We start from the raw sequence: 22,235 nt of genomic DNA, 5'->3' as shown, positions 1-22,235 counted from the left end.
CGTCAGTTAGACCCTGCCACCTTGGGCTGCTGCTCCTCATACATCAGCAGCGGCGGTGCATCGCCGTTGATCGTATTTTCATCGATCACCACCTTTTGCACGCCCTTGTAATTAGGCAAGTCATACATGACGTCCATCAGCGACTGCTCCAGGATCGAGCGCAGCCCGCGGGCACCGGTCTTGCGGCGGATCGCCTTGCGCGCGATGGCGCTCAGCGCACCCGGGCGGATTTCGAGCTCGACGCCTTCCATCGCCAGCAGCTTCTGGTATTGCTTGACCAGCGCATTCTTGGGCTCGACCAGGATCTGCATCAGCGCGGCCTCGTCCAGCTTGGCCAGCGTCGCCACCACCGGCAGGCGGCCGATCAGTTCGGGAATCAGGCCGAACTTGATCAGGTCTTCCGGCTCGGTCTGCGGCAGCACTTCGCTGACGTCGCGCTCTTCCTTGCTCTTGACCTGCGCGGCAAAGCCGATGCCGGTCTTGTCCGAGCGCTGCATGATGACCTTCTCCAGGCCATCGAAGGCGCCGCCGCAGATGAACAGGATATTGGTCGTGTCCACCTGCAGGAAGTCCTGGTTCGGATGCTTTCGGCCACCCTGCGGCGGCACCGATGCCATGGTGCCTTCGATCAGCTTGAGCAGGGCCTGCTGCACGCCTTCGCCGGACACATCGCGGGTAATCGACGGGTTGTCCGACTTGCGCGAGATCTTGTCGATCTCGTCGATGTAGACAATGCCGCGCTGCGCCTTCTCGACTTCGTAATTGCAGTTCTGCAGCAGCTTCTGGATGATGTTCTCGACGTCCTCGCCGACGTAGCCGGCTTCGGTCAGCGTGGTCGCGTCGGCGATCACGAACGGGACGTTGAGCAGGCGCGCCAGCGTCTGCGCGAGCAGCGTCTTGCCGGAGCCGGTGGGCCCGATCAGCAGGATGTTGCTCTTGGACAGCTCGACATCATCCTTTTTGCCGAGGTGCTTGAGGCGCTTGTAGTGGTTGTAGACCGCCACGGCCAGGATCTTCTTGGCCTGTTCCTGGCCGATCACATACTGGTCCAGGCTTTCGCGGATCTCGTGGGGCGTGGGCAGGTCGGAGCGCGCGGCCGCGGCGGCGTCTTTCTCGGATGCCGTGGCCTCGTCGCGGATGATCTCGTTGCACAGGTCGATGCATTCGTCGCAAATGAACACCGACGGGCCGGCAATCAGCTTCTTGACCTCATGCTGGCTCTTGCCGCAGAAGGAGCAGTACAGAAGCTTTTCGCTGGATGAACCTTTTTTGTCCGCCATAGGAATCAGTCACTTTTGCAGGGCGCACACCGCGGGGCGACAGGCTCCTCGGGGATACGCTTCAAACGCATCATACGCCAAAACAATTGGCATCACCGGCGCTTCCCCCCGGCTGTGGGGCCAAGGCCCCGTTGCACAGGTGCCGATGCAAAAAACGAGGCACGGGGCCTCGTTCCGGTGTAGCCTTCGCCATTTGAGCCGAGCCGGTGTGGCCGGCCGCCGTCGCCCGATAAGCCACGGCGGCGCGCCGCATTAGCCGCGGCGGGCGAGCACCTTGTCGATCAGGCCGTAGTCGACCGCCTGGTCGCCGCTCATGAAGTTGTCGCGATCGGTGTCGCGCGCAATCTTCTCGACCGGCTGGCCGGTCACTTCCGACAGGATGGTGTTGAGCCGCTCGCGCAGGTACAGGATCTCGCGCGCCTGGATCTCGATATCCGAGGCCTGGCCGCGCGCGCCGCCCAGCGGCTGGTGGATCATGATGCGCGAGTTGGGCAGCGCCGAACGCTTGCCCTTGGCACCCGCCGCCAGCAGGAACGCGCCCATGCTGGCCGCCATGCCCATGCACAGCGTCGACACGTCGGGCTTGATGAACTGCATGGTGTCGTAGATGGCCAGCCCCGCCGACACCGAACCGCCCGGCGAATTTATGTACAGGGACACGTCCTTGTCGGGGTTCTCGCTTTCCAGGAACAGCAGCTGTGCCACCACCAGGTTGGCGGTCTGGTCGTTGACCTCGCCCACCATGAACACCACGCGCTCCTTCAGCAGGCGCGAGTAAATGTCATAGGCGCGCTCGCCCCGGCCGGACTGCTCGACGACCATCGGCACCAGCCCCAGGCCCTGGGTTTCCAGTGCCGAAGCCTGCGTGGTGGCGAGACGGTCAAGCAAATCATTGCGGGTCATGCATGTTCTCCATGGATTCGTCGGATCGCAAGGCAATCCGGGTAACTCGGGAAGTCCCTGCCCCGCACCGTGGCGCGGGGCTGCCGGTCACTTCCGGCCTCAGGCCTGCTGCTGGTTGCCTTCGGCGGTGAGTTCCTCGAAGGACACCTTCTTGTCGGTGACCTTGGCCTTGCCGCACACGAAATTTACCACGTTGTTTTCGAGCACGTAGGCTTCCATTTCGGCCAGGCGCTGCTGGTCGCCGTAGTACCAGCGCATGACTTCCTTCGGGTCCTCGTAGCTCTTGGCGAAGTCCTCGATCTCGGCCTTGATCTGGTCGGCCTTGGCTTCCAGGCCGTTGGCCTTGACGATCTCGGCCAGGATCAGGCCCAGCTTGACGCGGCGCTCGGCTTGCTGCGCGAACATCTCGGCCGGGATCGGCATGTCCTTGGCGTTGGGCATGCCACGCTGCTCCAGGTCGCGGCGGGCCATTTCCACCAGGCGCTCCTGGTCCTGCTCGATCAGGGCCTTGGGCACGTCCAGCTCGCTCGCCTTCAGCAGCGCTTCCATGACCTGGTCCTTCAGCATGGCGTGCGTGCGGCGCTTCACTTCGCGCTCGAGGTTCTCGCGGATGTCGGCGCGCATCTTGTCGACGCTGCCGTCGGCGATGCCCAGCGACTTGGCGAAGGCTTCATTGACTTCCGGCAGGTGGGCCCACTCGATCTTCTTCAGGGTCACGGTGAACTCGGCGGTCTTGCCGGCCACTTCCTTGCCGTGGTAGTCGGCCGGGAAGGCCAGCGGGAAGGTCTTGCTCTCGCCGACCTTCAGGCCCAGCGTGGCCTGCTCGAACTCGGGCAGCATGCGGCCTTCGCCCAGCACGAACGGGAAGTCCTCGGCCTTGCCGCCGGCGAACTCTTCGCCGTCGATCTTGCCGACGAAGTCAAGCGTCACGCGGTCGCCGTTCTGCGCGGTGACGTCGGCACCGCCGTCGCCATGCTCGCCGGCCTCGCCGCGGGCGTGGTAGTGCACGCGCTGCTTGCGCAGGATGTCGATGGTCTTGTCGACTTCGGCGTCGGTGATCTCGGTGCTGGTGCGGGTGACTTCGGCAGCCGACAGGTCGCCGATGGTCACTTCCGGGTACACCTCGAAGGTGGCGTCGAACGCCACTTCATCCTCGGCCACGCCTTCGTTCTTGATCTCGAACTTCGGCTGGCCGGCAACCTTGACGTCCTGTTCCTTGGTGATGTCGAAGAACTTGCGCGCGGCCTTGTCGAAGCGGACTTCGAACTCGACCTGCTGGCCGTATTGCTTCTCGACCATCTTCATCGGCACCTTGCCCGGACGGAAGCCCGACATCTTCACGGTCTTCGACAGGCGAACCAGGCGCTCCTGCTTTTCCTTTTCCACTTCGGCCTTGGGGATGGCCAGGGTCACCTTGCGGTCCAGCTTGCCGAGGTTCTCAATCACGTTCGACATGGTCGTAGATCCAATCCAGAAATGTAGTTGTGTTCGTAGGTGCTGCCGTCTTGTACGCGTACCGCCCGCTTTACCGCCACGGCGCCGTCACGACAGGACGGCCAGGGCAGCGCACCGGCGAACGGAAAGCTCCGCGCAAACGGAAAACGGGGATTATCGCACGGTTTTGATTCGCTTCCGGCAGATTTTGCCCGGAACGCCCCGCAACCATGCAGCGCCGCTGCACCGCGCTACGCTGCCTGCCCATGGCGCAGCGCGCGCAGCAGCAGGCGTGCCGGATCGACCGCATCGGCCAGGTCGGACTCCAGCGGCAGCGGCTCGCCTTCGATCTGGCTGGCCAGCAGTTCCGCGCCCAGCGCGGCCCAGGTCAGGCCGCGCGAGGCATAGGCCAGCGCCGCATAGAGGCCGGGCAGGCGCGGCAGGTCGCGCAGGTGCGCGCCGCGCAGCGACGCCGCCTGCGCCATCGCGGCAGCCTCGTCAGGCACCTGCCCGATCAGCGGCAACCGGTTGTGCGTGACCGTGCGCACGCCGACATAGCCCGACACGTCGGCGGGGTCGATCGCAGCCACCGCATTGGCCCGATCCGGCAGCAGCGCCGCCAGCCGGGCGAGGTTGGCCGCGTGGACCGCCGGCTGCTCCACCAGCGGGCCGGTGTCTTCGTCGTAGCTGGAGCCGACGCGGCCGCTGCCGTCGGCGGCACGCGGCAGCAGGTAGCCCGCGCCGGTCACCACGCAGTCGGGCCAGCCGCCGAGCGCGTCGACCTGCGCGGCCGCCAGCGTGGTCAGCTGCCCGCGCACGCGGCGCAGGGTCCAGTGCTGCTGCGGCAGCAGTTGCTGCGCCTCATGTGCGTTGGCCAACACCAGCACCGGTGCCGACGCCAGCACGGCGCCGTCCTGCGCAAGTGCCTGCCATTTGCCGTCGACGCGCGCGATCGCGCCGACCCGGCAGCCGAAGCGCGCGGTTACCGCATCGCCGGCACGCGCCAGCTGCGCCGCGCAGATGTCCGGCGGCGCGACCCATCCGCCCTGCGGGAACCACAGGCCGCCGCGCGGCACGCCGGCGTGATGTGTTGCGGCGGCCTCGGCGGCGCTCATCCAGCGCACGAACTGCTGCGGCAAATCCATGGCGTCCAGCGCTGCGCGCTGGGCCTCGCCTTCGGCCTCGTCCTCGCCGATCTGCAGCACGCCGCAGCCGTGCCAGCCGACCGGGTGCCCGGCGTCGGCCAGCGCCGCCCAGGCGCGCAGCGCGTACTGGTTGCCGGCGCGCGACAGCCGCGACAGCAGGCTGTCGTCGGCCGATACATGCGCATGCATGGCCGCGGCGCGATGCGCCGAGGTCTGCCGCGCCGGCCCGTCGTGGGTGTCGAACAGGGTCACGCGCCAGCCGCGCGCGGCCAGGCGCTCGGTCACGGCGCAGCCCGCCAGCCCGGCGCCGATCACGATGGCATGGCGCTCGGCCCATTGCCCGGGCAGCGGCGGCGCGTGGCGGCGCGATTTCCATTGCGGGCGAAAGCGCGCGACCGTCATGTCGCGCTTGCCGCCAAAGCCGGAGGCCTTGTCGACCTCGAAGCCGACCTCCTTCAGCCCGCGCCGCACGAAGCCCGCGGCGGTATACGTCGCCAGCGTGGCACCGGGACGCGCCAGCCGCGCCAGGCCGCGGAACACGGGGGCCGACCACATGTCGGCATTGCGCGCCGGCGAGAAGCCGTCCAGGTAGAAGGCATCGGCCCCGGCGGCCAGCCGCGGCAGCATCGCTTCGGCATCGCCCAGCGCCAGCGTCAGCACCACGCGGCCCTGGTCGAACGCGAGCCGATGCAGGCCCGGCAGCGCCAGCGGCCATTGCGCCTGCAGCGCCTGCGCGAGTGGCTGCAGCCCGTCCAGGCCGGCATGCAGTTGCGCCAGCCCCTCGCGCGTGAACGGATGCTTTTCGATCGAGACGAAATGCAGCGTGCCGCAGCGCTGCGGATCGTCGCGCCACGCCTGCCACGTCGCCATGAAATTCAGCCCCTGGCCGAAGCCGGTCTCGACGATGACGAACTGCCGCTTGCCGGCCCACGCCCCGGGCAAGCCATTGCCGCCGAGGAAGACATGGGCGGCCTGCGCCAGCCCGCCTTCGGTGCTGTGGTAGACGTCGTCGTAGCGGGGCGAATACGGAGTGCCCCCGGCCGACAGGATCGGCTCGGCGGGCTCGAGTGCGCGCGGCATGGATGGAAAACTCTGTGGAAGCGAATTGCCCCGGCCGGAGCACCACGGGTGCAGCAGGGACCAGCAAGAGCAACTGGCGCCGGATGGTAGCATAGCGGCCTTGCCGCGGACCGCCTTGCCGTCCGCCTCCGATCTTGCGCCGCCAGGGCGCCCTGCTCCACATGCTCAGCTATCGTCACGCCTTCCATGCCGGCAATCACGCCGATGTCCTCAAGCACGCCGTCGTGGTGCAACTGCTGGAGCACCTGACGCAGAAGGACAAGGCGTTCTGGTACATCGACACCCATGCCGGCGCCGGCCTCTATGCGCTCGACCACGCCTACGCGCAGAAGAAGGCCGAATTCGAGACCGGCATCGCCCCGTTGTGGCGCGCCGCCGCAAGCGGCACCCAATTGCCGCCCATGCTGGACGAATACCTGGACCAGGTGCGCGCGCTCAACCCGGACGGCAACCTGCGCCACTACCCGGGCTCGCCCTGGCTGGCCTGGCAGATGCTGCGCGAACACGACCGCCTGCGGCTGTTCGAACTGCACAGCACCGAGATCCAGGTGCTGCGCGACAACTTCCGCGGCGCCGGGCGCCGCGTGATGCTGTACGACGGCGACGGCTTCGGCGGCATCAAGGCGATCCTGCCGCCGCCGCCGCGGCGCGCGCTCGTGCTGGTCGATCCGTCGTACGAAGACAAGCAGGACTACGCGCGCACCGTGCAGACCGTGCGCGACGGGCTGGAGCGTTTCGCCACCGGCGTCTATGCGGTCTGGTACCCGCAGGTGCAGCGACGCGAAGCGCTGCAGTTGCCGGTGCAGCTGAAGGCCTTGCCGCTCAAGAGCTGGCTGCATGTGACCCTGACGGTCAAGCACCCGGTCGAGGGTGGGCTGGGCCTGCACGGCAGCGGCATGTTCATCGTCAACCCGCCGTGGCGGCTGCAGGAATCGCTGCAGCAGGCCATGCCGGTGCTGGCCGACCTGCTCGGCCAGGACGACGGCGCGGGCTTCACGCTCGAAGCCGAGGAGCGCTGAGCCGGCGCACCAGCCAGTCCAGCGCCAAGGCCGCGGCCACGCCGACCGTATCGGCGAGCAGGTCGAGCCAGTCGGCCTCGCGGTAGCCGGTCTGCCCCTGCAGCAACTCGATCACGCCGCCATACGCAACCAGGCCCAGCCATAGCGGCCAGCCCCGTGCCGCGTAGGCGCGTGCGCCCAGCAGCCCCAGCAGCGCAAACCCGAGCGCGTGGTTGGCCTTGTCCCAGCCGGTGGTCGGCAGCGGCTGCGTCGGCGGCATCAGCGACAGCGCCAGCACGGCGGCGGCGCAGGCCCAGAACAGCAGGCGCCAGCGCAGCGGGGTCAGGGTCGGAACGGCAATCATGGGCAGGGATCAGGGTCTGGAAAGCCGACAATATAGCCGCACGGGGCCGCCAGGGCGCGCAGTCGCCACGGGGCTGGATTCCCCCCGCGCCTTGCGCTACAATCCGCAACCTCGTTGCACTGCGGGCTGCCGGCGGCAGATCCGGCAAGAAGACGGCAAAGGCAGGCGGCAAAGGCGGGCACTTCCAGCCGCCTTTTTTGCTTTCGTCTCCGGCAACGAGCATCGCGGCCGCCCGCCCGGGCAGCGCCGCAAGGACCGCGAGGGTGGCGAAATTGGTAGACGCACCAGGTTTAGGTCCTGACGCCAGCAATGGTGTAGGGGTTCGAGTCCCCTCCCTCGCACCACCCGCCCTGCAAGTGGCGGGCTGACAACCTTCCCCATCTCAGACTCCGATCGGCCATGCGGCAAGCGACTGCGTGGCGAAGCAATGACGCTCGCTATTCGCGCTTATTGGCGCCGATTCGCGGCGCTTGCCGCAGGTGGTAGAACACCTGAGTGGCACCGCCTTTCGCGGACCCTTGCGGCGATCTATGCTGAAGATGTCGGAGCCGCCGTGCGCACTGCGCAGGCGGTGCCCGCCGTCATCACCTCAGCCCTGATCGGAGGGCATATGAAATTCCCTGCCTTGCTGTTGGCAGCGTCGATGGCCGCTGGCTGGACATCGCTCGCACACGCCGCCGGATGCCATTACGACATGCAGTGCAAAGGTGAGCGAATCTGCCACCAGGGGCAATGCGTCTATCCTGAAGTGGACGAGTCCGCCGAAGCAGGCGGACCGCCAAAGGCCGGCGCTGCTGCAGCGGCCGCAGCGGCCGCCACGCCGGCGGCGGAGGTGAGCCCGGTGCCGACGACTTCGGTAATCCCGAGCGCTCCAGCCACGATAACCGGCACCACCGTCAAACGCAGCCCCAACCCGCCACCGCCGCGCGGCTGCTGCACCGTGGCCGGCAAGCTGAAGCTGTCGCCGGCGTCGGCATCGGACACCAGCCTGGCCAGCGGCGACGCGTGCCAGGGGCTGACTGCCTCCGGCAAGCCCGTACCCGGCACGATCTGCAACTAGGCGCAGGCCTGGTGCCGCAGCGCAGGACCCTGGCGCCGGCCGTCACACGGCCACGGCGCCCGGTCCGTCCTCGGGCCGCCGCACGCGGAACCATGCAGCGTACAGCGCCGGCAGGAACAGCAGCGTCAGCACCGTGGCAATGATCAGCCCGCCCATGATGGCTACCGCCATCGGCCCCCAGAACATCGAGCGCGACAGCGGGATCATCGCCAGCACCGCCGCGGCCGCGGTCAGGATGATCGGGCGGAAGCGGCGCACCGCGGCCTCGACGATGGCGGTCCATTGCGGCACGCCGGCGCGGATGTCCTGCTCGATCTGGTCGACCAGGATCACCGAGTTGCGGATGATCATGCCCAGCAGCGCGGTGATGCCCAGCTGCGCCACGAAGCCCATCGGCGCACGCAGCAGCAACAGCGTGGCGGCGGCGCCGATCAGCCCGAGCGGGCCGGTCAGGAACACCATGGCCGCGCGCGAGAAGCTGTGGAGCTGCAGCATCAGCAGCGTGAAGATGATGAAGATGCACAGCGGCAGCTGCGCCGCGATCGACGCGCCGGCCTTGCCGCTTTCCTCTTCCGCGCCGGCCACGGTGATGCGGTAGCCCGGCGGCAGCTGCGCGCGCAGCGCGTCCAGCTTCGGGTTGATCTGCGCGGTGACGGTCGGGCCCTGGATGCCGTCGACCACGTCGGCCTGCACGGTCACGCCGAAGTCGCGGTTCTCGCGCCAGACCACGCCGGGCTCGGAGCGCAGCGTCACGCGCGCCACCTGCGTCAGCGGCACCACCCGCCCGCTGCTGGTCGGCACCAGCATGTTGTTCAGGTCCGAGATCGCGTCACGCTCATTGCGCGGCGTGCGCATCAGGATGTCGATCAGCTTGTCGCCGTCGCGGTACTGCCCCACCGGCACGCCGCTCAGCACCGTCTGCGTGACCCGGGCGATGGCCTGGGTGGTCACGCCCAGCGCGCGCGCCTTGTCCTGGTCGATCTCCAGGCGCAGCATCTTGACGTTCTCGTTCCAGTTGTCGTTGACGCCGACGGTATTGGGGTTGGCGCGCATCTCGGCCTTGACCTGGTCGGCCAGCCGGCGCACGCCGGCTGCGTCGGGCCCGATCACGCGGAACTGCACCGGATAGGCCACCGGCGGCCCGTTGGGCAGCAGCTTGACGCGCCCGCGCAGGTACGGGAACTCGGCATCGAGCAGCTGGATGACGCGCCGGCGCAGCGCGTCGCGCACTTCGGTGCTGGCCGGCATCACGATCACCTGCGCCACGTTGGTCTGCGGGAAGATCTGGTCCAGCGGCAGGTAGAAGCGCGGCGCGCCGGTGCCGACGAAGGTGGTCAGGCTGGCGACGTCGCGGTCCTTGCCGATCCGTTGCTCGAAGCGTTTCGCTTCGGTTTCCATCTGGGCAAAGCTGGTGCCCTCCGGCATCCACAGCTCCACCATCAGTTCCGGGCGGCTGGAATCCGGGAAGAACTGCTTCTCGACGAACTTGAAGGCGTAGATGCCCAGCGCGAACGCCACCAGCGTGATCGCGATCACCAGCTTGCGCCAGGTGACGCACCAGTCCACCAGCCGGCGGAAGCGCGCGTAGAACGGCGTGTCGAAGACCTCGTGGGCCTCGCCCGCGCCCGGGCCGCGGGTCTTGAGCAGCAGGTAGCCCAGGTAGGGCGTGAAGTAGACCGCGGCCAGCCACGACAGCACCAGCGCCAGCGCCGTCACCGCGAAGATCGCGAAGGTGTACTCGCCCACCGTCGAACGCGCCAGCCCCACCGGCAGGAAGCCGGCCGCGGTGATCAGCGTGCCGGTCAGCATCGGCATCGCGGTCGAGGTATAGGCGAAGGTGGCGGCCTCCATCTTGGAGAAGCCCTCTTCCAGCTTGCGCACCATCATCTCGACCGCGATGATGGCGTCGTCGACCAGCAGCCCCAGCGCCACGATCAGCGCGCCCAGCGAAATCTTGTGCAGGCCGATGCCGAAGATGTTCATGAACAGGAACGTCACCGCCAGCACCAGCGGGATGGTCAGCGCCACCACCAGCCCCGGGCGCACATCGAGCCGCAGCGGCCGCGTGTGCAGGCCCAGCGAGACAAAGCTGACCGCCAGCACGATCACCACCGCCTCGATCAGCACCCGCACGAACTCGCCGACCGAGCGCTGCACCGCCTCGGGCTGGTCCTGCACCTGATCCATCTCGATGCCCACCGGCAGCTGGCCGCGCAGCCGCTCGAAGGCGCCGCGCAGGTTCTTGCCGAGCTCGATGATGTCGCCGCCCTTCTGCATCGAGATGCCCAGCCCGATCACGTCCTTGCCGTTGAAGCGCATGCGCTGCTGGGTAGGGTCGACATAGCCGCGGTAGACGTGGGCGATGTCGCCCAGGCGGATATTGGCGATGCCGTTGGGGCCGCGCAGCACCAGGTTCTCCAGGTCTGCCACGCTGGCGAACTGGCCCGACAGGCGCACCTGCAGGTTGTCGCTCGGGGTTACCAGCACGCCGCTGCCGGTCAGGTTGTTCTGCTGCGAGATCTGGTCGGCGATGGCGTTGATGTCCAGCCCCAGCTGGGCAAAGCGCGCCTGGTTGAACTCGATGTAGACCTTCTCGTCCTGCAGCCCGATCAGCGACACCTTGGCCACCGACGGCACGCGCAGCAGTTCCTGCCGCACCAGGTCGGCATATTCGCGCAGCTCCTTGTAATTGAAGCCATCGGCCGAGAGCGCGTAGATGGTGCCGTAGACGTCGCCGAACTCGTCGTTGAAGAACGGCCCGCGCACGCCGGCCGGCAGGGTCTGCTGGATATCGCCGATCTTCTTGCGCACGGTGTACCAGACCTGCGCGGTCTCTTTCGCGGGCGAGGTGTCCTTGAGCTGGAAGATCACCGTGGTCTCGCCGGGCTTGGAAAAGCTGCGGATCTTGTCCGCATACGGCACTTCCTGCAGCTGGCGCTCGATCTTGTCGGTGACCTGGACCGCGATCTGCTCGGCGGTGGCGCCGGGCCAGAAGGCCTGCACCACCATCACGCGGAAGGTAAACGGCGGGTCCTCGTCCTGGCCCAGCTGGAAGAACGCCAGCAGGCCGCCGAGCAGCAGCACCACCAGCAGGTAGCGGGTCAGCGGTTGATGTTCGAGCGCCCAGCGCGACAGGTTGAAGCGGGAATGGTCCATCCGCTCACCCCTGCTTCGGGGTGGCGGCCGGTGCCGACGCCGGCGCGACCGTCTGCAGCGGCCGCACCTTCTGCCCCGGGCGCAGCAGGTGCACGCCCGCGGTGACGATGGTCTGCCCCGGCGCCAGGCCCTGGCGCACCTCGATCTCGTTGCCGAAGGCTTCCCCCAGCGTCACCGCCACCGGCTTGACCGTGCCGGACGCGGCATCGTAGACCCAGACCTGGTCGCGGCCCTGTTCCTGCAGCAGCGCGGTCAGCGGCACGCGCAGCGCCGGCGCGGCGCCGTTGCGCACGAAGGTCACCACCGCGGTCATGCCCAGCTTGAGGTCGGCGGGCGGGTTGGGCACGCTCACGCGGGTGGCGTAGGTGCGCGTGACCGGGTCGGCCGAGGCGGCGATCTCGCGCACGCGGCCGGGCAGCGCACGCTGCGGCTCGGCCCAGGTATGGACGGTCACGTCGGTCAGGCCGCGCAGCAGGCCGACCTGGTCCTCGGGCAGGCCGATCGCCACTTCCTTCTCCGCCGTCTGCGCCACCCGCACCACCGGCTGGCCGGGGGTGACGACCTGGCCCACCTCGGCGTCGATGGCGGTGACCACGCCGTCGGCATCGGCATGCAGCACGGCATAGGCGGTCTGGTTGGACTGGCTGCGCAGCCCGGCCTGGGCCTGGCGCAGCCGCGCTTCGGCGGCATCGAAACTGGCCTGGCGCCGGTGCTGCTCGGCGGCGCTGATAAAGCCCTTGGCGAACAGGTCGTTGTAGCGCTTCAGGTCTGCCGCGGCGAGGTCGCGGTCGGTGCGGGCTGCCTCGAACTGCGCGCGCGAGCCGGCTTCAGCCAGCGACAGGTCGGCCGGGTCCAGCCGTGCCAGCGGCTGGCCCTTACTGACCACGGCGCCGACATCCACCAGCCGCGCGGCAATCTTGCCGCCGACGCGGAAGCCCAGCCGCGACTCCACACGCGGGCGCACGTCGCCGGAAAACTCGAAGACGGTCTTGCCGCTGTGCGGGCTAAGCTGCATCATGCGCACCGGGCGGATCTCCGGCGCGAGCTCCGGCGCCTTGCCGCAGCCGCCGAGGACCAGCGCACCGGCCAGCGCCAGCACCGCCATGACCATGCCGCTACCGGAGCGCACGGCCTGCCGGAGCGGCGTCGTGACGACAGGGGTGACTGAGGTATCTGCAGCCGCAACTTCCGGCACTTGGCAAAGCACTGGCATCGGTAGGCAACGAATCGGAATGGGTACAACTGCTGGGCGGACCGCGCTCCACCCCTTTCACGCCGCGCCATGTGGCAGCTGAGGGTGGCGGCCCGACGGTGGCCGGCGGATGGCCGGAAGCCGGCACGGGGGCTAAATAACTTGCCGGTCAGTAATATAACGACCGCCCCGGGGTGCGTCAAACGGCAGGCGACGAAACGTCTGGAAGAAAGCTTCAGCGGCGTTCCACGGCGGCGAACTGCGCCGGACCGGCCCGGGGTGGCCGGGGCGCGGTGCTACAATCCGGCGCGCCGCTGGCGCACCGCGACGCGGCTGGCGCCCATCGGCCTGGCCCCGCTCATCCGCGATTTGCTCCGAATTGCGGCAAATCGCAGCGGTTCCCCAGCGGTTTCCACATTTCTTCGACCCGAGACCGGCGTGACGCCCGATCAGTATTGCCAAGAGAAAGTCGCCCAGAGCGGCTCGAGCTTCTATTACAGCTTCCTGTTCCTGCCGGCCGAGCGCCGCCGCGCGATCACCGCGCTGTACGCGTGGTGCCGCGAAGTCGACGACGTGGTCGACGAAACCCATGACGCCGGCCTGGCGCACCAGCAGCTCGACTGGTGGCGCGCCGAGCTGCGCCGCCTGTTCGACGGCGCGCCGACCCACCCCACCACCCAGGCCCTGCAGCCGCACATCGCCAGCGCCGGCCTGAGCCAGGCCGAGATGGCCGAAGTGCTGGAGGGCATGGAAATGGACCTGACCCAGACCCGCTACCTGGACGAGGCCGGCCTGGCGCGCTACTGCCATTGCGTCGCTGGCGTGGTCGGCACCCTCAGCGCGCGGCTGTTCGGCTATACCGATCCGCAGACGCTGGTGTTCGCCGAAAAGCTGGGCCAGTCGCTGCAGCTGGTCAATATCCTGCGCGATGTCGGCGAGGACGCGCGGCGCGGGCGCATCTACCTGCCGGTCAATACGCTGCAGCAATTCCAGGTGCCGGCTTCGGAAATCCTCAAGGGCGAGCATTCCGCTCGCTTTGTCGCGCTGATGCAGTACCACGCCGGCCGGGCCCGCGCGCTGTACCATGAGGCGCTGGCGCTGCTGCCGCGGCAGGACCGCCGCGCCCAGCGCGCCGGCCTGCTGATGGGCGCGATCTACCATGCGCTGCTGGACGAGCTCGAAGCCAGCCAGTTCCAGGTGCTGAACCAGCGCATCGCGCTGACGCCGCTGCGCAAGCTGTGGATCGCCTGGAAGACGTGGGTGCGCAACAGCTAGCGCGCCGACCGCTCCGCCTTTTCCGATCACCTGTCCCAAGCCGTACCGCCATGACGCAGACCTCCGCCTCCCTCGGCGACACCATCCTCGCCCATGCCGACGAACTCGCCCGTTTCTCCGACATGGAGGGCGGCCTGACCTGCGCCTACCTGACGCCCGCCCACCGCGCCGCGCAGGCCCTGCTGGCGCAGTGGATGGAAGCCGCCGGCATGCAGGTGCGCATCGATGCCATCGGCAATGTGATCGGCCGCTATGCCGCCGATCCGGCGGTCGGCGACGCGCGCGTGCTGCTGACCGGCTCGCATTTCGACACCGTGCGCAATGGCGGACGCTATGACGGCCGGCTTGGCATCCTGCTGCCGATCGCCGTGATCGGCGCGCTCAACCAGGCCGGCATCCGCCTGCCGTATCACGTCGACGTGGTGGCCTTCGCCGAGGAAGAAGGCCTGCGCTTCAAGACCAGCTTCCTGGCCAGCAGCGTGCTGGCCGGCCGCTTCGACGCCGCGCTGCTCGAACGCCAGGACGCCGACGGCATCACCCTGCGCGAAGCGCTGGCAGCGTCCGGCCTGCCCGGCGCCGGCGCGCTGCAGGCGCTGCGCGACGCGGCGCTCGATCCGGCGTCATTGCTGGGCTTTGTCGAAGTGCATATCGAACAGGGTCCGGTGCTGCTGCACCATGGCCTGCCGCTGGGCGTGGTCACGCAGATCGCCGGCAGCAGCCGTTTCTCGGTACGCGTCGAAGGCCTGGCCAGCCACGCCGGCACCACGCCGATGAGCATGCGCCGCGACGCCGCGGCGGGCGCGGCCGAGATGATCCTGCTGGTGGAGCAGCGCTGCGCGGCAGCGCCGACGCTGGTCGGCACCGTGGGCCAGGTGCAGGTGCCGAATGGCTCGAGCAATGTCATCCCCGCGGCATGCACCTTCTCGATGGACATTCGTGCCGGCGAGGACGCGATCCGCGAAGCCGCTATCGCCGACATCGTCGCCGGCATCGCGCAGATTGCCGAACGCCGCGGCCTGAGCGCGCAGGTGGAACGCGTGCCGCCGGTCAACAACGCGCCGTGCGCGCGCTGGCTGATGGATCAGTTCGGGGCGGTACTGAAGAAGCGCGGGCTGCAGGCGTTCGAGCTGCCGTCCGGGGCCGGCCATGATGCCATGATGATGCAGCGTGTCACCGACGTGGCGATGCTGTTCGTGCGCTGCGGCAACGGCGGCATCAGCCACAACCCGCTGGAGACCATCACCGCGGAAGATGCGCAGCTGGCCGCAGAGGTCTTCGTCGATTTCCTGCGCCACTTCCAGCCGCGCGGCTAGCCGCCCTGGTAGATGTCGCGTCCGAAGTCGTAGAGGTTCTTGCGCAGCCGGCGGCGTTCGTCCGGCGACAGCCGCGAGCCGCCGCGTTCCTCGCCGCGCCGGCGCTCGGCCTCGCGCTGCTCGGCACGGTGGCGCTCGGCGCGGGCGCGCGCTTCGCGCTGGCTGTTGCCCGGATCGCTCGCCTGCGCCGACGGGTAGCGCTTGAGCAAATTGGCCATACCCGCCGATTGCGCCAGCGCCGTCCCGGCCGGCATGCACAGCGCCAGCACGGCCAGCGCCAGCGCAAGGCATGCGCCGGCGATACCATGCTGCGGATGCCCGTGCCGGGTTCGGTTCACTTTCATTGATAATGGCGGTTTGGCTTCGCGAAAAGGCAGTGGTTGGACTGCCCTGAAGCCCGGAATTCCGGTACCCCGTCCGGCACCGCGCCCTCTGCAAGCATTGCGCCAGCGGGCGCTGGACGGGCTGGCGGAAGCCGTGGATCGTCCGGCGAAAATGCGTGTAAAACTGCCGCGCACGGCGCCGAAATGGACGGATTGCGCAGTGTAATCGCACGATTGATGCACACTGCCATACCACGGGGTAAAGTATGTAACGTTTTGTTAAGCCATTTTGAGCGAAAGCGATAGTCGCTAAGATACCGCCATGGAAAATACCAGCCACAAGATTCTTGTCGTCGACGATGACCCGCGTCTGCGCGATCTGCTGCGCCGCTATCTGGGCGAACAGGGTTTTACCGTGCTGGTGGCGGAGAACGCCACCGCGATGAACAAGCTCTGGCTGCGCGAGCGTTTCGACCTGCTGGTGCTGGACCTGATGATGCCCGGCGAAGACGGCCTGTCGATCTGCCGCCGGCTGCGCGGCGCCAACGACCAGACCCCGATCATCATGCTCACCGCCAAGGGCGAGGACGTGGACCGCATCGTCGGCCTTGAAATGGGCGCCGACGACTACCTGCCCAAGCCTTTCAACCCGCGCGAGCTGATCGCGCGCATCCACGCAGTGCTGCGCCGCAAGGGCCCGGCCGAAGTGCCCGGCGCCCCGTCGGAAACGCCCGAGACCTTCGCCTTCGGCGACTTCGTGCTGAACCTGGCCACGCGCACGCTGACCAAGAACGACGAGGAAATCACGCTGACCACCGGCGAGTTCTCGGTGCTGAAGGTGTTCGCGCGCCATCCGCGCCAGCCGCTGTCGCGTGAAAAGCTGATGGAAATGGCGCGCGGCCGCGAATACGAAGTGTTCGACCGCAGCCTGGACGTGCAGATCTCGCGCCTGCGCAAGCTGATCGAGCCGGATCCCAGCAACCCCCGTTTTATCCAGACGGTGTGGGGCCTGGGCTACGTCTTCATTCCCGATGGCGTGAAATAACCGATTGCGGCCGCTGTTCCTATCGTGGCGACCGTAATCGGCCGTACCGCAACGCGGTTCTTTGGTTCGCTGTTCTGGCGGACCTTCATGCTGATCGCCCTGCTGCTGGCCATCTCGCTGGGCATCTGGTTCCAGAGCTACCGGCTGTTCGAACGCGCCCCGCGCGCGCAGCAGATCGCCATGCAGGTGGTCAGCGTGGTCAAGCTGACGCGCGCCGCGCTGCTCTACTCCGATCCCGCGCGGCGCCGTTTCCTGCTGCTGGACCTGGTGCAGAACGAAGGCATCAAGGTCTATCCGCGCGAGAAGGACGACGACTTCGCCGCGCCCACCGCCAACCCGTTCCTGACCTCGCTGGTGCAGCAGGAGATCCGCAGCCGCCTGGGCGAGGACACCGTGCTGGCCACCACCGTCAACGACATTCCCGGCGTGTGGGTCAGCTTCGAGATCGAGGGTGACGACTACTGGGTCGCGATCAGCCCGGAGCGCTTCGAGCGCGTGCCCGGTATCCAGTGGCTGTGGTGGAGTATCGCCGCGCTGCTGCTGTCGATCATCGGCGCGGCCTTTATCACCGCGCGCGTCAACTACCCGCTCAAGCGGCTGGCCAACGCCGCGCGCGCCATCGGTGCCGGCGGCGACCCGCCGCCGCTGCCCGAGCACGGCGCCAGCGAAGTGGCGCTGGCCAACCACAGCTTCAACCAGATGGTGCGCGACCTGCGCCAGCTCGACGACGACCGCGTGGTGATGCTGGCCGGCATCTCGCATGACCTGCGCACGCCGCTGACGCGGCTGCGGCTGGAGACCGAGATGTCGCCGATGGACGGCACCACGCGCGACGCCATGATCGCCGACATCGAGCAGATGGACGCCATCATCGGCCAGTTCCTCAACTACGCCCGTCCGCCGCTCGAGACGGTCGAGCCGGTCGACCTGTCGGCGCTGGTGCACGATGCCGTCGGCGTCTATGCCGCCCACGACGACGTGCGCGTGCATGTGCGCGCCAACGAGCCGGTGATGGCGGTCGCCAACCGCATGGAGGTGCAGCGCATCCTCGACAACCTGGTCGAGAACGCGCGTCGCTATGCCAAGGACGAGCAGACCGGCATGGCGGTGGTGGAAATCTCCACGCGCGTCGACGACAAGGAAGCGGTGCTGACCGTGGCCGACCACGGCAACGGCGTGCCCGACGGCCAGCTGTCGCTGCTGACGCGGCCGTTCTACCGGCTCGACGCCGCGCGCAGCGAGGCCAAGGGCGCCGGGCTGGGCATGTCGATCGTCAACCGCATCATGCAGCGCAACGGCGGCCGTCTGCTGCTGGCCAACCGCGCCGCGCCGGCCACCGGGCTGGTGGTCAGCGCCTGCTTCCGGCGCGCCTGATCGGCCCCTGGACGGCGCCCGGGCGCACTGACAGGTTTTCGACAGCCGCTGATAGCTTCCTGAAAGGCATTTGACAGGGCAATGACAGCGGCGCGGCGCACACTGGCGCGCGTCATCAGGCCCGCGGCAACTCCCCTCTCACATGGCGCGGCCCGCGCGCCTGGCTGATACCTCCCGACCATCATGCCGCCGGATCGCACCGGCGGTGCCTGAGAGACAGCCATGTCAGAGACCACCGCAGCGTCCGCCGGCTCGCAGCACGGGTTCCGCACCGTGTTCCGCGTCGTCAGCGGCAACTTCCTGGAAATGTACGACTTCATGGTGTACGGCTTCTACGCCGCCGCCATCGCCAGGACGTTCTTCCCGAGCGGCAACGAGTTTGCCTCGCTGATGCTTTCGCTCGCCACCTTTGGCGCCGGCTTCCTGATGCGGCCGCTGGGCGCGATCGTGCTGGGCGCGTATATCGACCACCACGGCCGCCGCAAGGGCCTGATCCTGACGCTGGTGCTGATGGCCATGGGCACGCTGCTGATCGCCTGCGTGCCGGGCTATGCCAGCATCGGCGTGGCCGCGCCGCTGCTGGTTCTGGCAGGACGCCTGCTGCAGGGCTTTTCCGCAGGCGTGGAGCTGGGCGGGGTCTCGGTCTACCTGTCCGAGATCGCCAAGCCCGGGCGCAAGGGCTTCTATGTCGCCTGGCAGTCGGGCAGCCAGCAGGTCGCGGTGATCTTCGCCGGGCTGCTCGGCGTGATCCTGCATGGCACGCTGGCGCCGGCGCAGATGGACGAATGGGGCTGGCGCATCCCGTTCCTGGTCGGCTGCCTGATCGTGCCGTTCCTGTTCCTGATCCGCCGTTCGCTCGAAGAGACCGAAGCCTTCAAGGCGCGCAAGCACCGCCCGGCGATCGGCGAGATCTACCGCTCGATGCTGGACAACTGGCGCATCATCCTGGCCGGCTGCATGATGGTGGTGATGACCACGGTGTCGTTCTACATGATCACCGCGTACACGCCGACCTTCGGCAAGACCGTGCTCAGGCTCGACGACACCGACAACCTGATCGTCACCATGTGCGTGGGCCTGTCCAACTTCATCTGGCTGCCGCTGATGGGGGCGCTGTCGGACCGGGTCGGGCGCAAGCCGCTGCTGCTGGGCTTCACGGTGGCGACGCTGCTGACCGCGTATCCGGCGGTGTCGTGGCTGGTGGCCGAGCCGTCGTTCGCGCGGCTGCTGACGGTGGAGCTGTGGCTGTCGTTCCTGTACGGCAGCTATAACGGCGCGATGGTGGTGGCGCTGACCGAGATCATGCCGGCGGCGGTGCGCACCACCGGCTTCTCGCTGGCCTACAGCCTGGCGACCGCGCTGTTCGGCGGCTTCACGCCGGCGATCTCGACCTACCTGATCCATGCCACCGGCAACAAGGCCGCCCCGGGCCTGTGGCTGATGTTCGCCGCACTGTGCGGGCTGGTTGCGACGCTGGTGATCTTCCGCGCGCGCCGCGGCAGCGAGGCGGCAATGCAGGCGGCTTGATTTCCAAGTGATCGTCACCAAGTTGCCATGTGCGGTGTCATCGCGCGTGGCATACTGGCCCATCGCAACGGCGGCGCGCTGGCGCGACCGTGGCGCGACCGTGTGCCACATGCGTTGCCATGCCTTTGCCTATCGGGCCCTTTGAGAATATCAATTAGCCCAGGCCCGGATGATGACGCATAATCACGTTTTGTCGCGGTACGCCGCCGCAGCAGCCGTATTACCGGTCCCACGCCGGGGCACGCGGCAGCGGCACCGCTCTCATTGCAACCGTATCAGGAGAAGTCTATGAAGACCGTTGGTGACAAGCTCGAAGCCTTCCACGTCGTCGGTGTCAAGCCGGGTTTCAACAATCACGAAGAGAACGGCCAGTCGGCTTTCGAAGACATCACTGAGAAGTCGTTCGAAGGCAAGTGGAAGATCATTTACTTCTACCCGAAGGACTTCACCTTCGTGTGCCCGACCGAAATCGTCGCCTTCGCCAAGCTGAACGGCGACTTCGCCGACCGCGATGCAATCGTGCTGGGCGGCTCGACCGACAACGAGTTCGTCAAGCTGGCATGGCGCCGCGAACACAAGGACCTGAACAAGCTGAACCAGTGGCAATTCGCCGACGTGACCGGTTCGCTGATCGACCAGCTGGGCGTGCGTGACCATGCTGCCGGCGTGGCCCTGCGCGCGACCTTCATCGTCGATCCGGACAATGTGATCCAGCACGTTTCGGTGAACAACCTGAACGTCGGCCGCAACCCGGACGAAGTCCTGCGTATCCTGGACGGCCTGCAGACCGACGAGCTGTGCCCGTGCAACCGTGCCGTTGGCGGCGCCACGCTGTAATTTCTGACCGTCGCCAGACGCCGTGGCGATCCGCGGAGGGCCCCGCCCTCCGCATCGAAACCCGCTTGCGCGGGTTTTTTGAGCCCTGATCGATAGGAGAAATAAATGGAATTCCTCAGCACGATTAAGAACCTCATCCCCGACTACGCCAAGGACATCCGCCTGAACGTGGACGGCACCATCGCCCGTTCCTCGCTGGAAGGCAACGATGCGGTCGGCGTGGCGCTGGCGGCGGCATTCGCGGCGCAGAGCAAGGTGCTGGTGGACGCCATCCGCAATGCCGGCGTGCTGTCGCCCGAGGAAACCAACGGCGCGCTGACCGCGGCCGCGCTGATGGGCATGAACAACACCTGGTACCCGTATGTCGAGATGGCCGACGATCCGGACCTGGCGAGCCAGCCGGCCGGGCTGCGCATGAACGCCTACGCCACCCATGGCGGCGTGGACAAGCGCCGCTTCGAGATGTACGCGCTGGCCGCATCGATCGTGGGCAAGTGCCACTTCTGCGTAAAGTCGCACTACCAGCTGCTGAAGAACGAACAGGGCATGACCGCGCAGCAGCTGCGCGACGTCGGCCGCATTGCCGCGGTGATCGTGGCCGCGGCCAACGTGATTGCGGCCCAGTAAGCGGCCAAGTAAGCGACCAACCAAGGCATCCGCGCGCCCCCGCGCCCTCCCTGGCGGCCCGCAACGGGCGCCGTAGCACAACAGCCGGCAGCTTCCCATCGGAACCTGCCGGCTGTTCCCATCTTGCAACCGTCATGGCCGCATCCTGCGCGGGCGCGGCGATCCGCCTACAATCCAGGCAGGAACCGCACTTTCAGCCTGCCATGACCCTGCCTTCGCCGACTTCCCCCCGCTTCCACTACCGCCTGGCGGCGGTGCATGACTGGGGCGATATCGCCGCCGTCACGCAACAGGCCTACGGGCAATATGAACTGGCCATCATGGAAGATTGCCGGGCATCGTTCCAGCGCGGCATGCAGGCCGTGCTGGCGACCAGCCACCCGGACATGGAATGGTGGGTGGCGGAGACCGATCACGGCATCATGGGCGCGGTATTGTTCTGCCACCCCGGCGCGACGCTGCCGGCGCTGGACGGCAGCACCATCACGCTGACTCAACCCGAAGCACGGCTGCTGTCGGTCAGCCCGCAGGCGCGCGGCCTGGGGCTGGGGCGCACGCTGATGCAGATCTGCATCCAGCGCGCGCGCGACATCGGCGCGTCGACGCTGGTGGTGCGCACCATGCCCGAAATGGCATCGGCCAACCGGCTGTGCCAGCAGATGGGATTCACCAAGCGCACCGAGGCCGGCGCGCGCAGCGGCGCGATGGCGCGGCTGATCGACTACACCTACGCCATCCCGCCAGAAGACACGGCGCCCGACGCGCCGCGCCCCTGACGTCGCCCCTGAGCTCAGTCCTGCGCGTCCGCCACCGAGGCGCGCCAGAGCAACACCGCCGCCTGCGCCACGATGCCTTCCTGGCGCCCTTCGAAGCCCAGCTTTTCGTTGGTCTTGGCCTTGACGTTGCAGCGCCCGCGCGCGATCGCCAGGTCTTCGGCCAGGTTGGCCACCATGGCGCCGATATGCGGCGCCAGCTTGGGCGCCTGCGCAATCACCGTGGCATCGACGTTGCCGATCTCATAGCCGGCCTCGCGCACGCGGCGCGCCGCCTCGCGCAGCAGCGCGCGGCTGTCGGCGCCGGCGAACTGCGCGTCGGTGTCGGGGAAATGGCGGCCGATATCGCCGAGCGCGGCCGCGCCGAAGAGCGCGTCGGTGACCGCGTGCAGCAGCGCATCGGCATCGGAATGGCCCAGCAGGCCACGGTCGTGCGGGATCTCGACCCCGCCCAGGATCAGCTTGCGGCCGGGCACCAGCGCGTGGACGTCATAGCCCTGCCCCACCCGGATATCGAAAGGCATCATGC

At 67.9% G+C, this 22,235-nt stretch carries 19 protein-coding genes and 1 tRNA gene; 11 read left to right on the top strand and 9 right to left on the bottom strand.

The window, feature by feature from the left end; genetic code table 11:
- Positions 1-2: 2 nt before the first annotated feature.
- The 4 genes from clpX to mnmC form a co-directional block, all read right to left on the bottom strand.
- Positions 3-1,280: an ATP-dependent Clp protease ATP-binding subunit ClpX gene (clpX, locus tag A2G96_RS10455; RefSeq protein ID WP_012352668.1), complete on the bottom strand. Its 1,278-nt coding sequence runs from the start codon at positions 1,278-1,280 to the stop codon at positions 3-5.
- A gap of 252 nt (positions 1,281-1,532) precedes the next feature.
- The gene (gene clpP / locus A2G96_RS10450) at positions 1,533-2,183 is read right to left on the bottom strand and encodes an ATP-dependent Clp endopeptidase proteolytic subunit ClpP (protein ID WP_011615108.1); all 651 of its coding nucleotides are present in this window, start codon (positions 2,181-2,183) and stop codon (positions 1,533-1,535) included.
- Positions 2,184-2,282: 99 nt separating this feature from the next.
- Complete coding sequence (tig, locus tag A2G96_RS10445; RefSeq protein WP_062799030.1) at positions 2,283-3,638, bottom strand: trigger factor; 1,356 nt, start codon at positions 3,636-3,638, stop codon at positions 2,283-2,285.
- A 230-nt stretch (positions 3,639-3,868) separates the two neighbouring features.
- The gene (mnmC, locus tag A2G96_RS10440) at positions 3,869-5,842 is read right to left on the bottom strand and encodes a bifunctional tRNA (5-methylaminomethyl-2-thiouridine)(34)-methyltransferase MnmC2/FAD-dependent 5-carboxymethylaminomethyl-2-thiouridine(34) oxidoreductase MnmC1 (protein ID WP_062799028.1); all 1,974 of its coding nucleotides are present in this window, start codon (positions 5,840-5,842) and stop codon (positions 3,869-3,871) included.
- A 161-nt stretch (positions 5,843-6,003) separates the two neighbouring features.
- On the opposite strand from mnmC, the gene A2G96_RS10435 reads away from it, so the two are divergent.
- Positions 6,004-6,861, top strand: a complete 858-nt coding sequence (locus tag A2G96_RS10435; RefSeq protein ID WP_062802123.1) for a 23S rRNA (adenine(2030)-N(6))-methyltransferase RlmJ — start codon at positions 6,004-6,006, stop codon at positions 6,859-6,861.
- Here the strand turns inward: A2G96_RS10435 and A2G96_RS10430 are convergent.
- Positions 6,836-7,210 carry a VanZ family protein gene (locus A2G96_RS10430; protein ID WP_062799026.1) on the bottom strand — a complete coding sequence of 125 codons (375 nt, stop codon included), beginning with the start codon at positions 7,208-7,210 and terminating at the stop codon, positions 6,836-6,838. The genes A2G96_RS10435 and A2G96_RS10430 overlap by 26 nt on opposite strands.
- A 251-nt stretch (positions 7,211-7,461) precedes the next feature.
- Here A2G96_RS10430 and A2G96_RS10425 point away from each other — a divergent pair.
- Positions 7,462-7,548: transfer RNA gene (locus A2G96_RS10425), tRNA-Leu, on the top strand.
- A 266-nt stretch (positions 7,549-7,814) separates the two neighbouring features.
- On the top strand, positions 7,815-8,264 hold the full coding sequence (locus A2G96_RS10420; RefSeq protein WP_062799023.1) for a hypothetical protein: 450 nt from the start codon (positions 7,815-7,817) through the stop codon (positions 8,262-8,264).
- Between the two features lie 42 nt (positions 8,265-8,306).
- Here A2G96_RS10420 and A2G96_RS10415 read toward each other — a convergent pair whose 3' ends face one another.
- Together A2G96_RS10415 and A2G96_RS10410 are read right to left on the bottom strand one after the other, a co-directional pair.
- Positions 8,307-11,420, bottom strand: a complete 3,114-nt coding sequence (locus A2G96_RS10415; protein ID WP_062799020.1) for an efflux RND transporter permease subunit — start codon at positions 11,418-11,420, stop codon at positions 8,307-8,309.
- Between the two features lie 4 nt (positions 11,421-11,424).
- Positions 11,425-12,633 carry an efflux RND transporter periplasmic adaptor subunit gene (locus tag A2G96_RS10410; protein WP_062799018.1) on the bottom strand — a complete coding sequence of 403 codons (1,209 nt, stop codon included), beginning with the start codon at positions 12,631-12,633 and terminating at the stop codon, positions 11,425-11,427.
- Positions 12,634-13,050: 417 nt separating this feature from the next.
- Here A2G96_RS10410 and hpnD point away from each other — a divergent pair, with 417 nt between their 5' ends.
- Positions 13,051-13,887 (top strand): presqualene diphosphate synthase HpnD, encoded by an 837-nt coding sequence (gene hpnD / locus A2G96_RS10405; RefSeq protein ID WP_062799016.1) that lies wholly within the window; start codon positions 13,051-13,053, stop codon positions 13,885-13,887.
- Positions 13,888-13,937: 50 nt separating this feature from the next.
- Positions 13,938-15,200, top strand: coding sequence for a Zn-dependent hydrolase (locus tag A2G96_RS10400; protein WP_062799014.1), 1,263 nt, complete (start codon positions 13,938-13,940; stop codon positions 15,198-15,200).
- On the opposite strand, the gene A2G96_RS10395 is transcribed toward A2G96_RS10400, so the two are convergent.
- Positions 15,197-15,544 carry a hypothetical protein gene (locus A2G96_RS10395; protein WP_062799012.1) on the bottom strand — a complete coding sequence of 116 codons (348 nt, stop codon included), beginning with the start codon at positions 15,542-15,544 and terminating at the stop codon, positions 15,197-15,199. The genes A2G96_RS10400 and A2G96_RS10395 overlap by 4 nt on opposite strands.
- Positions 15,545-15,845: 301 nt before the next feature.
- Between A2G96_RS10395 and ompR the strand changes: the two genes are divergently transcribed.
- From ompR to A2G96_RS10365, 6 genes are all read left to right on the top strand, one after another.
- Positions 15,846-16,568: an osmolarity response regulator transcription factor OmpR gene (ompR, locus tag A2G96_RS10390; RefSeq protein ID WP_010810107.1), complete on the top strand. Its 723-nt coding sequence runs from the start codon at positions 15,846-15,848 to the stop codon at positions 16,566-16,568.
- 24 nt (positions 16,569-16,592) lie between these two features.
- Complete coding sequence (locus A2G96_RS10385) at positions 16,593-17,942, top strand: ATP-binding protein (RefSeq protein WP_018004459.1); 1,350 nt, start codon at positions 16,593-16,595, stop codon at positions 17,940-17,942.
- A gap of 222 nt (positions 17,943-18,164) precedes the next feature.
- On the top strand, positions 18,165-19,469 hold the full coding sequence (gene tcuC / locus A2G96_RS10380; RefSeq protein ID WP_062799010.1) for an MFS transporter: 1,305 nt from the start codon (positions 18,165-18,167) through the stop codon (positions 19,467-19,469).
- 288 nt (positions 19,470-19,757) lie between these two features.
- Positions 19,758-20,306, top strand: coding sequence for a peroxiredoxin (locus tag A2G96_RS10375; protein WP_012352655.1), 549 nt, complete (start codon positions 19,758-19,760; stop codon positions 20,304-20,306).
- A 105-nt stretch (positions 20,307-20,411) separates the two neighbouring features.
- Positions 20,412-20,933, top strand: a complete 522-nt coding sequence (locus A2G96_RS10370) for a carboxymuconolactone decarboxylase family protein (RefSeq protein WP_010810111.1) — start codon at positions 20,412-20,414, stop codon at positions 20,931-20,933.
- Between the two features lie 203 nt (positions 20,934-21,136).
- A complete protein-coding gene (locus A2G96_RS10365; protein WP_062799008.1) occupies positions 21,137-21,709 on the top strand; it encodes a GNAT family N-acetyltransferase in 573 nt (190 codons plus the stop codon).
- A gap of 14 nt (positions 21,710-21,723) precedes the next feature.
- Here A2G96_RS10365 and ispF read toward each other — a convergent pair whose 3' ends face one another.
- Positions 21,724-22,233: a 2-C-methyl-D-erythritol 2,4-cyclodiphosphate synthase gene (ispF, locus tag A2G96_RS10360; RefSeq protein ID WP_012352652.1), complete on the bottom strand. Its 510-nt coding sequence runs from the start codon at positions 22,231-22,233 to the stop codon at positions 21,724-21,726.
- Between the last annotated feature and the right edge of the window lie 2 nt (positions 22,234-22,235).

This window comes from Cupriavidus nantongensis, from assembly GCF_001598055.1.
Lineage (GTDB): Bacteria > Pseudomonadota > Gammaproteobacteria > Burkholderiales > Burkholderiaceae > Cupriavidus > Cupriavidus nantongensis.
Note: the sequence above shows the minus strand (reverse complement) of the source record. Positions and strands in the feature narration are given on the sequence as shown.

What these genes read in the sequence shown, in the direction of transcription:
- clpX (WP_012352668.1), bottom strand. Translation starts at nt 1,280, where the DNA reads ATGGCGGACAAAAAAGGTTCATCCAGCGAAAAGCTTCTGTACTGCTCC.
- clpP (WP_011615108.1), bottom strand. Translation starts at nt 2,183, where the DNA reads ATGACCCGCAATGATTTGCTTGACCGTCTCGCCACCACGCAGGCTTCG.
- tig (WP_062799030.1), bottom strand. Translation starts at nt 3,638, where the DNA reads ATGTCGAACGTGATTGAGAACCTCGGCAAGCTGGACCGCAAGGTGACC.
- mnmC (WP_062799028.1), bottom strand. Translation starts at nt 5,842, where the DNA reads ATGCCGCGCGCACTCGAGCCCGCCGAGCCGATCCTGTCGGCCGGGGGC.
- A2G96_RS10435 (WP_062802123.1), top strand. Translation starts at nt 6,004, where the DNA reads ATGCTCAGCTATCGTCACGCCTTCCATGCCGGCAATCACGCCGATGTC.
- A2G96_RS10420 (WP_062799023.1), top strand. Translation starts at nt 7,815, where the DNA reads ATGAAATTCCCTGCCTTGCTGTTGGCAGCGTCGATGGCCGCTGGCTGG.
- A2G96_RS10415 (WP_062799020.1), bottom strand. Translation starts at nt 11,420, where the DNA reads ATGGACCATTCCCGCTTCAACCTGTCGCGCTGGGCGCTCGAACATCAA.
- A2G96_RS10410 (WP_062799018.1), bottom strand. Translation starts at nt 12,633, where the DNA reads ATGCCAGTGCTTTGCCAAGTGCCGGAAGTTGCGGCTGCAGATACCTCA.
- A2G96_RS10400 (WP_062799014.1), top strand. Translation starts at nt 13,938, where the DNA reads ATGACGCAGACCTCCGCCTCCCTCGGCGACACCATCCTCGCCCATGCC.
- A2G96_RS10395 (WP_062799012.1), bottom strand. Translation starts at nt 15,544, where the DNA reads ATGAAAGTGAACCGAACCCGGCACGGGCATCCGCAGCATGGTATCGCC.
- ompR (WP_010810107.1), top strand. Translation starts at nt 15,846, where the DNA reads ATGGAAAATACCAGCCACAAGATTCTTGTCGTCGACGATGACCCGCGT.
- tcuC (WP_062799010.1), top strand. Translation starts at nt 18,165, where the DNA reads ATGTCAGAGACCACCGCAGCGTCCGCCGGCTCGCAGCACGGGTTCCGC.
- A2G96_RS10375 (WP_012352655.1), top strand. Translation starts at nt 19,758, where the DNA reads ATGAAGACCGTTGGTGACAAGCTCGAAGCCTTCCACGTCGTCGGTGTC.
- A2G96_RS10370 (WP_010810111.1), top strand. Translation starts at nt 20,412, where the DNA reads ATGGAATTCCTCAGCACGATTAAGAACCTCATCCCCGACTACGCCAAG.
- A2G96_RS10365 (WP_062799008.1), top strand. Translation starts at nt 21,137, where the DNA reads ATGACCCTGCCTTCGCCGACTTCCCCCCGCTTCCACTACCGCCTGGCG.
- ispF (WP_012352652.1), bottom strand. Translation starts at nt 22,233, where the DNA reads ATGATGCCTTTCGATATCCGGGTGGGGCAGGGCTATGACGTCCACGCG.